This window comes from Fictibacillus phosphorivorans (genome assembly GCF_007673525.1).
GTDB classification, from domain to species: Bacteria; Bacillota; Bacilli; order Bacillales; family Fictibacillaceae; genus Fictibacillus; species Fictibacillus phosphorivorans_C.
The window spans coordinates 2,113,493-2,128,850 of the sequence record NZ_VDZU01000001.1 but is presented as its reverse complement, the minus strand read 5'-3'; the positions used below and the strand labels follow the sequence as shown (position 1 = coordinate 2,128,850).

Here is a 15,358-nt window from a genome sequence, read left to right as displayed (position 1 = left end):
TTTTTATCTATGATAAAATAAGGCTTAGGTAAAACATAATTTTTCATTTATAAGGAGTAGACGCATGGAAAAAGTACTTATTTTTGGACACAAAAATCCAGATACTGACACGATTACATCAGCACTCGTTTACGCTGACTTAAAATCTAAATTAGGACAAAATGTAGAAGCTATTCGCCTAGGTGAAATTAACGGTGAAACACAATATGCATTAGATTATTTCAATGCTGAGCTTCCTCGACTTGTTGAACATGTCTCTGCTGAAGCAAACGCAGTAATCTTAGTTGACCATAATGAACGTCAACAAAGTGCAAATGATATTGAAAAAGTAAGAGTATTAGAAGTTATTGATCATCATCGCATCGCGAACTTTGAAACAAGCGATCCGTTATACTATCGTGCAGAGCCTGTTGGCTGTACAGCTACAATCTTGAACAAGATGTACAAAGAGAACGGTGTTCAAGTAGAGAAAAATATTGCAGGACTTATGCTTTCTGCGATTATTTCTGATTCTTTGTTGTTCAAATCACCTACTTGCACAGAAGAAGATGTTGCTGCAGCACGCGAACTTGCTGAAATTGCAGGAGTAGATGCGGAAAAGTACGGTTTAGAAATGCTAAAAGCAGGTGCAGACCTAAGTGATAAATCTGTTGAAGAGTTAATCTCACTTGATGCGAAAGAATTTAACATCGGTGAAAGCAAAATTGAAGTTGCTCAAGTGAATACCGTGGATGCTAGCGATGTAATGAAACATCAAGAAGAATTAGAATCAGCCATTACTAAAGTTATTGCTGACAAAGGTCTGGACCTGTTCATGTTTGTTGTAACAGATATCTTAACAAATGATTCAACAGCTCTAGCTCTTGGTAAGAGTTCACAATCTGTCGAAGAAGCATATAACGTTAAATTAGAGAACAATACAGCTGTTCTTAAAGGTGTTGTTTCTCGTAAAAAACAAATCGTACCTGTATTAACAGAAGCAATGAGTAAGTAAAATAAGTGCCAAAAGGGTAAAACCAAACGAAGGTTTTACCCTTTTATTGTGCCATTCAATATTTGTGCTTCATAAAAACAGTATTGACAATCTAAAAGAGACTGCTATCATTTAAGACAGAAACCAACTACATAAAAACTAACCACTAGGGGTGCCTTTTATAAGGCTGAGATCAAAGTGAAACTTTGAGACTCTTAGAACCTGATCTGGATTATACCAGCGTAGGGAAGTGGTGTTGCGGAGTATTTATTCCTATCTTGAATTCTCCATATACAACCACTTTCTAAGCTGAGAGTGGTTTTTTTGTTGGATAAAACAAGGAGGATTCATATGAACACATTTACTGATATCTTGCGAGAAAGAGCGGCTTCCATTTGGGAAGCGAACCTTCAACATCCATTTGTGAAGGGAATTGCAGATGGTGACCTATCTTTAGAACGCTTTAGGTACTATGTTTTACAAGATTCGTATTACCTATCTCATTTTGCAAGAATACAAGCGATGGGTGCGGCAAGAGCTGAAGATTTGTATACGACTTCTAGGATGGCCGCGCATGCACAAGGTACGAATGATGCGGAGTTAGGACTTCATGAGACATTTATGAAACAGCTTGGTGTGACAGAAGAAGAACTAGCTAACTTTGAACCTGCCCCAACTGCATACAATTATACATCTCACCTATATCGTGTAGCAGAGTCTGGAAGTTTAGGAGAAATTATCGCAGCCATTCTGCCATGTTATTGGATCTATCAAGAGATTGGTGAAACGTTCAAAGGGGCTACTCCACAAGAGCCGATCTATCAAGAGTGGATCGCTGCCTATGGAGGAGAATGGTTCTCAGAACTTGTACAAGAACAGATTGATCGATTGAATCAATTGGCTGAAAAAGCAAGTGAATATGAAAAAAACAAAATGATTCAACATTTCTTGATCAGTTGTCAGTATGAGTATTCCTTTTGGGAAATGGCATATACGTTAGAAAAGTGGCCAATTCCATTCAGCATGACCACAACACCGATTGGAAGTGAAGGGTAGCATGCAAAAAGGGTTAAAGTTAACCGATATCCTTGTAACGATCGTAATTTCAATCGCATTTGGAATTTTATATAAGATTTGGGGACCTCTATATTATGCCGTAAAACCTTTTGGCCTTCACATCGATCAGTTGATATATGGGATGTGGTTCATGGCAGCAACAGTTGCGTTCCTCATCATTCGAAAGCCTGGAGTTGCCCTATTGGCTGAAATCGCTGCTTCTTCAGGAGAATTTTTAATGGGTTCTGAATTTGGACTTGAAGTGTTATTATACGGAATCATTCAAGGATTGTTTGCAGAATTTATCCTATTTGCATTTCGTTATAAACGGTTTGACCTTTTCGTCATCTCACTCGCTGCGTTCAGTTCATGTGCAGGATCTTTAATCATGGACTTTTACAAAGGATATATCGGAGATCTTTCAACATGGAACCTAACTTTATTTATCGTATTTAGAATAATCGGTTCTATATTGTTTACAGGATTGTTTGCCATCTCTATCGCAAAAGCTTTAGAAGCTACAGGTGTGACAAATTTAGTGCGATCGTCTTCAAAAGAAGATCACGAAGCATTAGATCAATAACTGAGGTGGTAATATGACCAGCATAACATCTGTGAAGAACTTAAGATTAAAGTTTCCGGGCGAATCAGAAATGTTGTTTAAAGATATGAGTTTGTCTATTAATCGTGGTGAAAAAGTGCTACTTCTTGGCACCTCCGGTTGTGGCAAATCCACATTGTTACAAGTCCTTTCTGGCCTTGTTCCACAAACGATAGACATACCTATAAAGTTTGATGAAATACAGATCCCTGATCAATGGGGATTTGTATTTCAAGATCCTGATACGCAATTCTGTATGCCATATGTTGATGAAGAATTAGCTTTTGTTCTTGAGAACCTACAGGTGCCTCGAGAAGAGATGTCCAGCAAGATTTGTTCTTTATTAAAAGAGGTTGGGCTTGAACTTGATAACATTCATACACCGATTCAACATCTATCAGGTGGAATGAAACAGCGGTTAGCGATCGCATCTGTACTAGCACTGAAACCGGATGTCATATTCTTAGATGAACCTACTGCTTTTATAGATGAAAAGGGAACAGAACAAATTTGGGAAACGGTTAAAAGAATATGGAAAGATAAGACGTTAATCATTGTAGAACATAAAATTGAAAAAATCATGGATTTCGCCGATCGTCTAATTGTATTTACACCAGGTGGAGAAATTCTTGCTGATGGCAACACTTCAATGGTCTTTACTCAATATAAGGAAAAGATAAAAGAGTATGGAATCTGGTATCCTGGTGCATGGGATGAATACAAATTTAAACGACTTGCTGAAAATAAGTTTGAATATCAGAACACATTGAAGTTGCAAGATTTTAAAGGGTATCGAATCAAGGAAATTAAGATATGGGCTGATGACATGGAGGTTCAATCGGGAGAATGGATCACGATCATTGGTGAAAACGGAGCAGGAAAGAGCTCATTATTGTTAGCTTTTATGCAGCTCATAAAAACATCTGGAAACTATTTTATAAATGATCTCCTTGTAAAAAAAATTAAGGACATCTCTGGACTTGTTTACCTTGTATTTCAGAACCCAGAATATCAGTTTTTAACGCATTCTGTTTACGATGAAATAACCTATGGATTACAAAACCAGCAGAATATTGAAGCAGATGCAAAAGAGATACTTTCTTCTCTTAAGTTGACGAGCAAAATAAATCAACATCCTTATCATCTCTCTGTTGGTCAGAAGAGGCGCCTAAGCGTGGCAACCGCTTTCTTGCAAAAGCCAACTGTATTACTTCTTGATGAACCAACTTTTGGTCAAGATTCTATAAACACGTTCAGAATTCTGGAATGGATTGAACAAGAGCGTCAAAAAGGAACCATCATTCTCATGGTCACACATGACCAACATATCACCGAACGTTTTGCAACACGGTTATGGAAGGTACAGAACGGTAAAATTGTAGCTGATCGTCAACTTAATAACAGTTGTAAAGTACAGAAGGAGATGCTGAATGAACTCATTATTTAGTGGAAAGTACACTTGGTTACACAGCATAAACCCTTCTTTAAAACTATTAACGATAGTAGGTCTGTTCGGATTCGCCATCAACATTCATTATCTTAATTTTATGCTTGGTTTTTCATGTGTGATCTTAACCTTGTTTATATTTGGTACAGGCTACTCTTATAAGCAATTACTCTTACTATCTCTGCCTTTCTTGCTTGTTTTTCTTTCAACTTCTTCTTCTATGATTCTTTTTGGAAAGGGAGAAACGATTCTGTTTAAATGGGCATATGTTCAAATATCAGAAGAGAGTTTGATAAGAGGCATTCACTTAGGATTTAGAGCTTTATCTTTCGCAATGCTTGGATTGATATTTGCTTTAACTACCAAACCAGTTAGATTGTTTTACTCGCTCATGCAACAGCTTAAACTGCCTCCAAAGTTTGCTTATAGTTTTATGGCAGCCATCCGATTGATTCCTATCATGGTGGAGGAATACCAAATCATTATGAATGCTCAAAAAATAAGAGGGTTCGAACAAAAGAATAACTTTCTTAAAAGGATGCAAAGGATCGCGATTCCATTATTATCCCAAAGCATTCGCAGAGCTTATCGGATAGCCATTTCAATGGAAGCAAAACGATTTCAATCGAACAGAAAGAGGACCTATTATTATGAGATCGGCTTTTCAAGGAATGATCTATTTTTCTTATGCTATTTTCTTGTTCTGTTAGGACTCGCTTATCTTCTTTCTATCCAATACCCTCTTCTGCCAAATACAGATGTAAGATCCTTATCAGATTGAGAGACTGAATATCATTTCAGTCTCTTTAATTCATTAAAGTGATGGTTTCATTTTGTTTCATGAGCACGGTATAACAGCCTTCTTTTATTTTCACATAGATAGCTTTTGGCACACTCAGTTTCTTACCGTTCTCGAAGAAAACCGTGTAATGTGGTGCTGTTACAAAGGAATCTCCAATATTTATTACTTTTTCCATTCTTTCTTTTTTAACGATGTTACCTCGAAACTCACTTATGTTAAATTCCTCACTTAAATACCCTGACCATGCGAAGAACAATAAAAATCCTGCAATAAATGTAAAAACCATTGAAGTTACCTTTTGCATTTTCTCACCTCAGTTTTGTATAGGACGAAAAAAGGGAAAACAATAGAAGGATTTATCTTGAATAGATCTAATACTAATGAAACAGCTAATTATCCCTTATTTTTTTCAATCAACTTGTTATGCCAAGAAGTGAGTAATAGCAATGCGATGAATGAACCGAGTAGCGTAAGTGACATGTCCCATTGAGCATCCCATATATCTCCTTGAGCACCAACAAAGTCTTTAGTTTCACGTTTTGCTATCTTGCCCGCAATCCATTCAATAATTTCATAGAGAGCAGCGATTGCTAACGTGATACTTATTGCAATAAATTGAACCCATTTTCCAATGTGTAAAGGTGTTTTTATAAGAAGGATCTCGCGTATAATAATCGCCAATAAACCTTTCATAAAGTGACCGAAACGATCATAGTGATTGCGACTCAAATCATAATGATTCTGCAGCCAATCAAATAATGGCACGTCATCGTAAGTATAATGTCCGCCGATGAACGTCAAAATTGTCAACATTGCAATGATGCAATATGTAAGGGTAGTGAACCTTAACTTTCTATAGAGGAAGAAAACACAGATTAAAGCTATTACAGATGGAGCTACTTCTAGTATCCATATTGGATAGTGTGCAGGTTTAATAAGTGACCAAAGATAAAAGAAGAAAACGATGATTAATAAAGAAACATGGATCTTGTTAGCTTTCATAAGCAATCCCTCACAATCTAACAATAGTATTGATATTTAGTTAGAAACGTATTCTTCTGTTGGTAAGAACACTTTAATAAAGGATGTGATCATCGTGACTAAAAAAATCGCAGTGGCTATTCTTCATGGGATCGGTAATCAAAACGAGGATTTTTCAGATTTATTTATTGATATGCTTACCAAAAGGTTCTCTCAGCAAATAAAACCATATTATACAACTCCTGAAGATGAGCTGATCATCCAACCCATATATTGGGGAAGTGTCTTTAACGAAAAGGAATCGTACCTGTGGAACAGACTTAATATAGAAGATGATCTAGATTTTAAGCAGTTAAGGCAATTTGTCATCCACTTTTTTGGTGATGCCATCGCTTATCAACCTGTAGTGAATCACAACCCGAACTATATTAAAGTACATGAGGTATATGCAAATGGCCTTCGAGAATTAAGTAAAGTTGCTGGTAAAGATGCACCACTATTTGTTATTGCACATAGTTTAGGTACCGTGATTTCAAGTAATTACTTTTATGATCTTCAATTTATTCCTGAAGAAATACCTGAAGATGTCATACGAAATATGCAAACGACTCCATTAGAAAAAGGGGAAACTCTAACCAGCTTTTATACATTAGGAAGCCCATTGGCTTTATGGAGTCTTAGGTATGCTGATTTTGATAAGCCCATCCAAGTTCCATCGCCGCATTTAAAGGAACATTACCCTGAAATTCAAGGGAAATGGGTAAATATGTACGATAAAGATGACGTGTTCGGTTATCCGCTTAAAACGATCAATGATTCTTATGATCGAGCAATTGCCGTTGATAAAGAAATAAATAGCGGCGGATTTATAAGCAGTTCTACACCACTTTCACACAATAATTACTTTAATACGAATGAAGTCGTCAATGACATTGGTGATGATTTAGCTGAAGTATGGAAACAGTTAAATTTAGCACCTAAGCCAAAATAACGTTTATTCTCGTCCACGAATACATTACATCATCTTATCAAATGGACGGTTGCCGAATGGATAATCAGCAAAAACAACAAATTGGTGGTGTTATACAGGCGATTGGAACAGTCATATCAGCGATTGCCAACACACCGATTTCGGTCTTGAGCGATCAGTTTCAGGAAGATCTCGATTTAATAGGAAATGTACTGCAAGCAACGGGAAATGGTCTAATTGCTGATGGGCAAATTCCGTTTACTCTTCAGAGGATCGGAAATGAAGTCCAAGCCATTGGAAATACAACGGTAATTGCGGGTATGGTCTTACCATTAGAAGATGATACTTCCCAAGTCCTGAATATTAAAGGGAACCTACTTCAAGCATTTGGGGCAGGAATTGTTCTTGGCGTTGAACTAGATAACGAATTAGAAGATACGTCTTCGAACCAAGGGATACCTATCATCTCAAATTTACTACAATTTGCGGGCAACGCATTACAAGCACTAGGTGGTAAATATGAACTTGATCATCCAAACGAAGATAAAAGCTATAGTGAATCTTTAATATTTGTAGGAAGTTGGATCCAAGCAGTCGGTGCTGTAATTTCAGCTTTACCTCGTCAGTAAAGGGGATATACATGTGGAAGATTATCACAGTGCGATAAGTAGTTTTATAATGGAGAATAATATAGATGCCATTCATATGGTTTTAACAGAATCATGTCATTCTGTACAGGAAGCTGCTAAAGCCATAAATGTATCTCAGCATGCTTTCGTAAAAAACATTTGCCTTTTAGATAATAAAGAACAGCTAATCATAGCCATTGTGAAAGGTGAAGATCGGGTGAGCACCACACGTGTGGGAAAAGCTTTGGATATTGAACGCCCTCGTCTCGCAACAGAGGATGAAATATTAGCTCATACCGGATTTCCTGCAGGAGGAGTTCCGTCATTTGGATTCAAAGCCCTTTTTTTAGTTGATCCAAAAGTAACACATCTTCCTTATATATACACAGGAGGCGGCTCTCAGTTTTCACTATTAAAAGTAGAAACAAAAAGTATGTTACAAGCAAATAAAGGAAAAGTCATTCGAATTAGAAAATAAAAAATCTTAATAGTTCCTCAAAAAACAAACATCCCATCATTCACACATGGGATGTTTAAGTGTTTAATAAAGTGAAATATTAATCGTTTTTTGAGAGCAAGTTATGCATCTGAGCCCGCAAAACCCATTTTAAAAGAGGAGGTACTGCAAAAAAGATAAAAAGAATGCGGAAAAGTTGATAACCTGTAATCATCGTAACATCCGCTTTCAGCTCATGTCCGATAATCCCCATCTGATCAGCTCCACCAGGTGCCATACTCAGGAAACTAGTTATAAACGAAAAGTTAAATTGATAAATCAACAAAAGACTCAGAAGAAGTGCGAAACTTACCAGCAAAAATCCGCTAATCAACGCTATTGGGATCATACTAGCTTTTTTTCTTAGCTTTTCAGGCTTTAACAATAATCCAATATAGCCTCCGATTAAAAATTGAGAAATATCAAGTATTGAAGCTGGAAGAGTCGGCCCTGTTAAACCAACTATATTTAAAGCAGCAATTCCTAGAATTGGACCGAGTAGAAAAGCTGTAGGAAGGTTTATTTTTTTCCCTAATAAAGCCATACCAACAGAAAATAATCCAAAAAGAATAATCTGCGGGAAAAAGGCAGAAGAGGTTCCTTCTGAAATAACATCAGGAATAATAGCCGGACTTCCTGAGGAAAATATAGGACTGAATATCAGAAATGGAACAGCGAAAATGATTACAATGAGACGTGTGACTTGAAAGAACGTAACGGTTGTAATATCAATTCCCTTAGTCTCTTCTGCAAATGTAATAATTTGTGATAGACCACCAGGAATTGAGCTGGTAAGAGCAGTCGGGAAATTGATGGACGTAAAACGAGATATTACAAATGCCATTCCCGAACAGATTAATAATAATAAGATCGTCATGAATGCCATGGATGGCAAGTGATTGATCATAAGCTTTAGCGTATCTTTAGTAAACGTTAAACCGATTGAATAACCAACGATGATCAAACCCGTATTTCTTAAAAAAACTGGCCAGTATAACTGAGTCCAACTTAGTTGATTCACAATTAATACCGCAGTCATAGTACCTAAAAGCCAAGGAATTGGCAAACTGAATACGTTGAATAAGAGGCCGCCTACCAAGGCGAGACTCAATGTTACTAAAAGTTGAAAACTCTTATGTTGATTTAAACTTCTATACTTCATTGCAAAACCTTCTTCTTAAGTTTGCTTGCGTTAACTAACAAACTTCTTTTTTTCGTCAAATCTATACATATACTTTGCGAGCCACTTCTTACAACCCAAATAGGATTTTTGGTAGATAGGACTTTGGATGAACGTATATATAAATGTGAAAATAAATACTGGCCCACCTATAGTTAGACCAACCACTAAGACAAGGCACTCCATGAATATTCTTACTCTACTAATAGATAATCCAGTTAAATCTGATATAGATAGCATGAGTCCATCTCTTGGACCAGCTCCTATTCCTGCTGCTGAATACATACCCCCACCAATTCCCATTAACAAAATGCCAAAGAACAAGATTAATATATCAATGTATGTGTTCATTGAGTTAGGAAGTAACTGAAATAATAAAAAGAAGTCTACAAAAATCCCAACTAATACTGCATTTAAAAAAGTTCCAATGTTAATATACTTTCGATTAATGATAAGAGTACAAGTTATTAAGAAAAAGCCTACTATAATATTCCATGTACCGATCGTAAAACCCAACCGCTCATACAAAGCAAGATTTAACACGTCCCATGGACTGATTCCTAAATATTTCACTTGAATGGCCATGGCAATTCCATAACTAAAGATCAATAGTCCTATAAAAAAGAAGATTAGCTTAATCGCATACTTCATAAATATCTCCTCTTTTCCAAATTAACCCTATAATTATCTAAGACTATAAAGCAATTTGAGAAAAAATGAAAAGAAGTTCCTTACTATTATTCATGGTATTTATAAAAAAATAAAGGATATCACATGTGCGGTTGTCGAAATAAGAATGTCTAAAAATTGAAAACAGGAGCGTTTAATATGGAATCAATTAAGGATGCAAATGAACATGTTCTAGATTCATTGACCGAATTGGCTTTAGCACTATGGCCTGATAGTGAATTTAATGAATTGAGAAAAGAATTCAAACAACTTTTAAATTCTGAAAAGGATAAAGTAATTGTGTATCTCATGCATGCTAAACCTATTGCATTTATTCATATTTCAATTAGAACTGATTACGTTGAAGGTTCACTTAACAGTCCAACTGGTTTTGTTGAAGGGATTTATGTAGAACCTGAGTATAGAAAGAAAGGTATCTCAAAAAAATTAATTAAAAAAGGAGAAAGCTGGTTAAAGACAAAAGGTTGTAGCCAGGTTGGTTCAGATATTGAACAGTCCAATGACACGAGTTATCACTTTCATAAAAGTGTAGGATTTAAAGAGGTCAATCGTTTGATTGCATTTATAAAAGACATAGATTAAGCGTAACATACATAAGTCTAATTTGTACTCTAGAATTCTTAAGGCACATTTTTGTGTCTTTTTTTTATGGAGTAAAACAGAGTATATATCACAATCATAAGGTTAAACCTGTTAATCAGAGATATTTTCAAAAATAGTAGGATATCTTCGTCCGTTGTTGAAAAAATTTCGTGAGGTGACAATAGATTGAAACGAAAAATTTTACTTGTTCTTAGTGCTGCATATGTCATATTTATGGCTTACCTTTGTTTTTATTATTTTTCAAAAGATGAGACACACAGTTATCAGGTGGCTTTCGGTGGTATATTCTGCGGGCTAATTCCATTAGGTTTAATTCTTTTCACCAAGATTAAATTCAATATGCCTATCATGATTTCGTATTTTGCTTTCTTGTTTGCATCGCAGTATTTAGGATCTATCTTAGATTTCTATCGTTTTGGATGGTGGGATACTTTCTTACACCTTTTAAGTGGAGCGTTATTGGCGTTTGTAGCCATTGCTCTTTATGAGAGAATGACGCACCAAAAAGCTAGGAAAGAGATTTCTTATTGGCTTGTGTTTTTATTTGTCCTGTCATTCTCTGTATTTGGTGGGGTTGTTTGGGAGATCTATGAATTCAGCATGGATCAATTCTTTGGAATGACCTTACAAGGCGGCGGAAATTTTGATACGATGGTTGATCTACTTGCCGATACCGCTGGAGCAATCGTAATTGCGGCTATTGCAGCTTTTAGGACGAAAATAAGGTTTAAAATGTCATAAGAAATAATACGCATATTAATTAAAATATGCGTTTTCATCATTGTATAAACGGTTTATAAAATTTAAGAGATTTTTTTCAGCCAACTAATTATTCTTATAATCTCAAAAGGTCTATACCAGGTGATGATAAATATCACAAGGATAGAGAGAGCAAGATTTACAAATTTTGCGTTTCCTTTTTCAATTTGAAAAAATGCTACAAAACATAAAGTAGCCCAAGCAGGATAATGAGAAATCCCCCTAGAACAAACCATTCAGAGTAACCTATAAAATCTCCGTTAACATTAGTAAGACTAGTGACCACGTATTACTTTTTTTCATGGCATTTACCTCCAACTTAATTTTACCATTTTATGGGTGTTGATAAATGATTTTATTTAAAATAAAACTAAAAAAATATATGAAAAGCCCATTGACCTTCACGCAGCGTAAAGGTATAAAGTTAAATCTGTCAGGAGGTGATCACATTGGAATACACCATACAAAAGCTTGGCCAACTAGCAGGAGTAAGCACCAGAACATTAAGATATTATGATGAGATAGATATTCTTAAGCCGGCAAGAATAAACTCGTCAGGATATCGAATTTATGGTGAAGCAGAAGTGGATCGACTACAACAGATTTTGTTTTATAAAGAGCTCGACCTCCCGCTGCATCAAATTAAAGTAATCGTCACATCTCAAAGCTTCTCACCAGCTGAAGCACTACGTGAACACCGTGAAAAACTCCTGAACAAACGAGAACAGTTAGACCGTCTGATTTTGAATGTAGAGCAGACGATCGCTGCGAACGAAGGGAGAATAACGATGAAAGATCAAGAGAAATTTGAAGGATTTAAAAAACAGATGGTTGATGAAAACGAACAAAAATTTGGTAAAGAGATCCGTGAAAAGTATGGAGATCAAGTTATCGATCAATCAAATAAAAAAGTCTTGAGTTTGACTCAAAGCGAGCATGATCATGCTACGAAACTTGCAGAGGAGATTCACACGTTACTTGCTGAAGCATTTAAAACAGGAGACCCTGCTGGAGATTCAGCGCAAAAGGCAGCTGAGCTTCATAAGGAGTGGCTGATGCTGTACTGGCATGAATATAGCAAAGAAGCACATGCGAATCTTGCACAGATGTATGTGGACGACGAACGTTTCACTGCCTATTATGATAAAGAACAGCCAGGAACTGCTGCATTTTTACGAGATGCTATCCACATTTATACAGATTCTAAATAATTCATATAATACGTCTCATCTCATAGGGAGGAAACCATTTAGGTTTTCTCCTTTTTGTTTTATTCATCTCTCCAATTCGTTTAAACTATGAATAGTGAGTAAGAAGGGATGAACAGTTATGACTGAAAAACTATATTATATTTCACCGTATACAACAAATTGGGAAACAACGGTAAAAACAACTTTTGAGAAAAACGGAGAATTTTTTGTGATCTTAGAAAGTACGGCTTTTTATCCAACCGGTGGTGGTCAGCCATTTGATACTGGTACGATTGGCGGACATGATGTGCTTGATGTTTTTATTGAAAATGATGAAGTGTTACATAAGGTGAGGAGTCTACCTGAAACTTCCTCGGTAACCTGTGAGTTAGACTGGGATCGACGGTTAGACCACATGCAGCATCATACTGGACAACATCTGCTATCTGCAGTTTGTTACTCTTTGTATCATGCACGTACCATTAGTTTTCATTTAGGTTCTGAGATCGCAACGATTGATATTGAAACAGACGCACTGAGTCAACATCAAATGGATGACATTGAAAAAGCCGTTAATCAGGAAATTTATAAAAACAGAACGGTGCATACATACTTTGTTTCCGATAAAGAACTTCAACAATTGTCATTATTAAAGATGCCGAAAGTTAAGGAGAACATTCGAATTGTTCAAATTGAAGGCATCGAGCACAATGCATGTGGAGGTACTCATGTTCGTTCAACCGCTGAGATCGGAATCATCAAACTATTGAAAGCTGAAAAACAAAAAGGTGCCACACGATTGTATTTTAAATGTGGTCAACGTGCTTTAGTAGACTACAATGAAGCTTTGAAACTGCTTGCTTTGATTTCAGGCAAATTTAATACAGGTCGAGATGAAGTGATGAATCGTCTTGAAAAATGGGAGCACAACAAAAAGGAATTGGATTTGGAGAACAGACGACTAAAAGAGGAGAATAATCATTTTCTAAGTAAAGAAATTATCTCAAAAGCAAAAGCAGGACTGCTCATACATGTTTTTGAAGATAAAAGCTTTAATGACACAAAAGATCTTGCTATAAAAATAGCGAGTGAGGAACCTTTATTGATCTTACTTGCTTCCACATTAGAAAATCGTATCATCTTCATGCATGATGGTTCTTCACATGTTTCTTGCGGCTCATTCTTCAAAGAAAACCTTAGTTCTTTTAATGGTAAGGGCGGCGGAAATGATAAATCTGCTCAAGCTGGTTTTGCTTCACAAGAGGATATGATTCGATTCATTGAATTTGCTCATGAGACATTTACAAATATTTAACACTATCCTCGTGTTTAATGATTCTCTTTGAAAGTAGTTGATTCCCGATTCCATCAACTTGCACAAAAAGAGAAATAAACATCCCAAACCAACAATTTTATAAAATAATTAGAAAAAGAGGAAAAGGCAATCCAGCCAGCTCCTCTTTTTCTGTGATTAAATTAAAAAGATCGCCACAATGGTCGTTACAACTAATCCGATAAAAACAGGTTTTATGTTTCTTCTAGCAAGTTCAAATGGATCAACTCCGCAGATTGCAGCAGCTGGAATTAACGCCCAAGGGACGAGTGTACCTCCGCCAACCCAGATTGCCGAAATCTGACCAAGTGCTGTTAATGTCGCTGCTCCTGCTCCTATTGCAGTGCCAAATATGTTTGCGACAGATCCTGCCAGTGAAATCCCTGAAAATCCTGAGCCATCTAGACCGGTAATAGCTCCCACAGTTGTTAATGTTATGGCACCTATTTCTTTACTTAACGGAACCACAGACGCAAGTGCTACACCAAGATCGTTAACGATGCCATGAGATGTTTTCGGAAGGAACTCACCTATAATCTTAGCAAATCCTGAATCACCTAGATAAAAAAAGGCAGCAATCGGAATGACTGGACCAAACACTTTAAATCCGAACTGAAATCCATCAATCATATAAGAAGTTGTTTTCTCTAAACCCTTATTCTTGTGGCTAACCATCGTAATTAAAAGCAGAATTAATACGGATGTACCGCCGATCAGTGCAGTTGCATCTCCGCCTTGTAGTTGAAAAATAGACATCGCTGCTACATCCAGTGAAAACATAACAGGGATAAAAAGAGCAAAGAATCGTTTTTGCTTCCTCGATAACAAATTTAACTCCTGATCACTTGTAGTTTTTACTGGGTTAGCAGTAAGACCTGTACTTGCGTTTAATTTCCCTGATTTCAAGTCTCGCTTTAAAAAGTAGAAAGCCGCTATTGTCGTCACAAGACCCATCACAAACACGAGTGGGATACTCGCATGAATTACTTCACTTACAGGTAAACCTGCGGCATCAGCGGTTAGTTTAGGTGCTGCCTGAATGATGAAATCTCCTGATAGAGCAATACCGTGGCCAAACAGGTTCATAGCCATGGCTACACCAAGTGCAGGAAGACCAACCCGAATGGCAACGGGAAGAAGCACAGCACCCATGAGTGCCACTGCAGGTGAGGGCCAGAAAAACCAAGAAATAATCATCATTAGAATACCTATCGTCCAATAAGCGAGTCCGGGTGTTCTAATGAGTTTTGAAAATGGAGAGATCATCACATCATTGATGCCTGTTGAAGTTAGAACTCTACTCATCGCAACGATTATGGATATTACAAGTATTGTAGGCAGAAGCTCAGTGATCGCATAAATAAAACTATTAAAAATACTGCTGACAGACCCCGTTAATGAACCAGTCGCAGTAATAGAGATTAAGAAGATACCGAGAATACTTATTAATGTAGTATCGCGTCTCTTAACCATGAAACCAATGATTAAACCGATAAAAACAACATAAATCCAATGCAGCGCTGTTAGTTCAACGCCCATCTGTATTCCTCCCCTTGAAATGGGTATTTAGCCCTTTCGTGATGTAATACAGAGTATGATGAGAAAGAAAAGGGTGTGAGGAGAACTTTTTCACTAGTAGTTGTTAGTG

The 15,358-nt window shown here is 36.6% G+C and carries 17 protein-coding genes and 1 riboswitch; of the genes, 12 read left to right on the top strand and 5 right to left on the bottom strand.

Features of this window, described 5'->3' with window-relative positions; all coding sequences use genetic code 11:
- Positions 1–64: 64 nt before the first annotated feature.
- The 5 genes from FS458_RS10630 (at position 65) to FS458_RS10610 (ending at position 4,858) form a co-directional block, all read left to right on the top strand.
- Positions 65–994, top strand: coding sequence for a manganese-dependent inorganic pyrophosphatase (locus FS458_RS10630; RefSeq protein ID WP_144700390.1), 930 nt, complete (start codon positions 65–67; stop codon positions 992–994).
- A gap of 137 nt (positions 995–1,131) precedes the next feature.
- Positions 1,132–1,239, top strand: a riboswitch (TPP riboswitch).
- Positions 1,240–1,324: 85 nt separating this feature from the next.
- Complete coding sequence (gene tenA, locus FS458_RS10625) at positions 1,325–2,029, top strand: thiaminase II (protein ID WP_144700388.1); 705 nt, start codon at positions 1,325–1,327, stop codon at positions 2,027–2,029.
- 1 nt (position 2,030) lies between these two features.
- Positions 2,031–2,612: an ECF transporter S component gene (locus FS458_RS10620; protein WP_144700386.1), complete on the top strand. Its 582-nt coding sequence runs from the start codon at positions 2,031–2,033 to the stop codon at positions 2,610–2,612.
- 13 nt (positions 2,613–2,625) lie between these two features.
- A complete protein-coding gene (locus tag FS458_RS10615; RefSeq protein ID WP_144700384.1) occupies positions 2,626–4,077 on the top strand; it encodes an ABC transporter ATP-binding protein in 1,452 nt (483 codons plus the stop codon).
- A complete protein-coding gene (locus FS458_RS10610; RefSeq protein ID WP_144700382.1) occupies positions 4,061–4,858 on the top strand; it encodes an energy-coupling factor transporter transmembrane component T family protein in 798 nt (265 codons plus the stop codon). Before FS458_RS10615 ends, FS458_RS10610 begins: the two co-directional genes overlap by 17 nt.
- A 25-nt stretch (positions 4,859–4,883) precedes the next feature.
- On the opposite strand, the gene FS458_RS10605 is transcribed toward FS458_RS10610, so the two are convergent.
- Positions 4,884–5,183 (bottom strand): hypothetical protein, encoded by a 300-nt coding sequence (locus FS458_RS10605; protein WP_144700380.1) that lies wholly within the window; start codon positions 5,181–5,183, stop codon positions 4,884–4,886.
- 89 nt (positions 5,184–5,272) lie between these two features.
- Positions 5,273–5,881 (bottom strand): DUF2238 domain-containing protein, encoded by a 609-nt coding sequence (locus FS458_RS10600; RefSeq protein WP_144700378.1) that lies wholly within the window; start codon positions 5,879–5,881, stop codon positions 5,273–5,275.
- A gap of 94 nt (positions 5,882–5,975) precedes the next feature.
- Here FS458_RS10600 and FS458_RS10595 point away from each other — a divergent pair, with 94 nt between their 5' ends.
- Genes FS458_RS10595 through FS458_RS10585 form a run of 3 tightly spaced genes read left to right on the top strand, consistent with a single transcriptional unit; the run spans position 5,976 to position 7,937 of the window.
- Entirely contained in the window at positions 5,976–6,851 is an 876-nt protein-coding gene (locus FS458_RS10595) for a chemotaxis protein (RefSeq protein ID WP_144700376.1), read from the top strand.
- 56 nt (positions 6,852–6,907) lie between these two features.
- A complete protein-coding gene (locus FS458_RS10590; protein WP_144700374.1) occupies positions 6,908–7,459 on the top strand; it encodes a DUF6944 family repetitive protein in 552 nt (183 codons plus the stop codon).
- Positions 7,460–7,472: 13 nt separating this feature from the next.
- The gene (locus FS458_RS10585) at positions 7,473–7,937 is read left to right on the top strand and encodes an aminoacyl-tRNA deacylase (RefSeq protein WP_260858560.1); all 465 of its coding nucleotides are present in this window, start codon (positions 7,473–7,475) and stop codon (positions 7,935–7,937) included.
- 79 nt (positions 7,938–8,016) lie between these two features.
- On the opposite strand, the gene FS458_RS10580 is transcribed toward FS458_RS10585, so the two are convergent.
- Positions 8,017–9,117 (bottom strand): AbrB family transcriptional regulator, encoded by a 1,101-nt coding sequence (locus FS458_RS10580; RefSeq protein WP_144700372.1) that lies wholly within the window; start codon positions 9,115–9,117, stop codon positions 8,017–8,019.
- A 30-nt stretch (positions 9,118–9,147) separates the two neighbouring features.
- Positions 9,148–9,786 (bottom strand): YczE/YyaS/YitT family protein, encoded by a 639-nt coding sequence (locus FS458_RS10575; RefSeq protein ID WP_144700370.1) that lies wholly within the window; start codon positions 9,784–9,786, stop codon positions 9,148–9,150.
- A 177-nt stretch (positions 9,787–9,963) separates the two neighbouring features.
- Between FS458_RS10575 and aac(6') the strand changes: the two genes are divergently transcribed.
- The 4 genes from aac(6') (at position 9,964) to FS458_RS10555 (ending at position 13,692) form a co-directional block, all read left to right on the top strand.
- Positions 9,964–10,407 carry an aminoglycoside 6'-N-acetyltransferase gene (gene aac(6') / locus FS458_RS10570; protein ID WP_144700368.1) on the top strand — a complete coding sequence of 148 codons (444 nt, stop codon included), beginning with the start codon at positions 9,964–9,966 and terminating at the stop codon, positions 10,405–10,407.
- A gap of 186 nt (positions 10,408–10,593) precedes the next feature.
- Positions 10,594–11,169: a hypothetical protein gene (locus tag FS458_RS10565; protein ID WP_144700366.1), complete on the top strand. Its 576-nt coding sequence runs from the start codon at positions 10,594–10,596 to the stop codon at positions 11,167–11,169.
- Positions 11,170–11,636: 467 nt separating this feature from the next.
- Entirely contained in the window at positions 11,637–12,398 is a 762-nt protein-coding gene (locus FS458_RS10560) for a MerR family transcriptional regulator (protein ID WP_144700364.1), read from the top strand.
- 118 nt (positions 12,399–12,516) lie between these two features.
- Positions 12,517–13,692: an alanyl-tRNA editing protein gene (locus FS458_RS10555; RefSeq protein ID WP_144700362.1), complete on the top strand. Its 1,176-nt coding sequence runs from the start codon at positions 12,517–12,519 to the stop codon at positions 13,690–13,692.
- A gap of 156 nt (positions 13,693–13,848) precedes the next feature.
- Here FS458_RS10555 and FS458_RS10550 read toward each other — a convergent pair whose 3' ends face one another.
- The gene (locus tag FS458_RS10550) at positions 13,849–15,249 is read right to left on the bottom strand and encodes a hypothetical protein (protein ID WP_144700360.1); all 1,401 of its coding nucleotides are present in this window, start codon (positions 15,247–15,249) and stop codon (positions 13,849–13,851) included.
- Between the last annotated feature and the right edge of the window lie 109 nt (positions 15,250–15,358).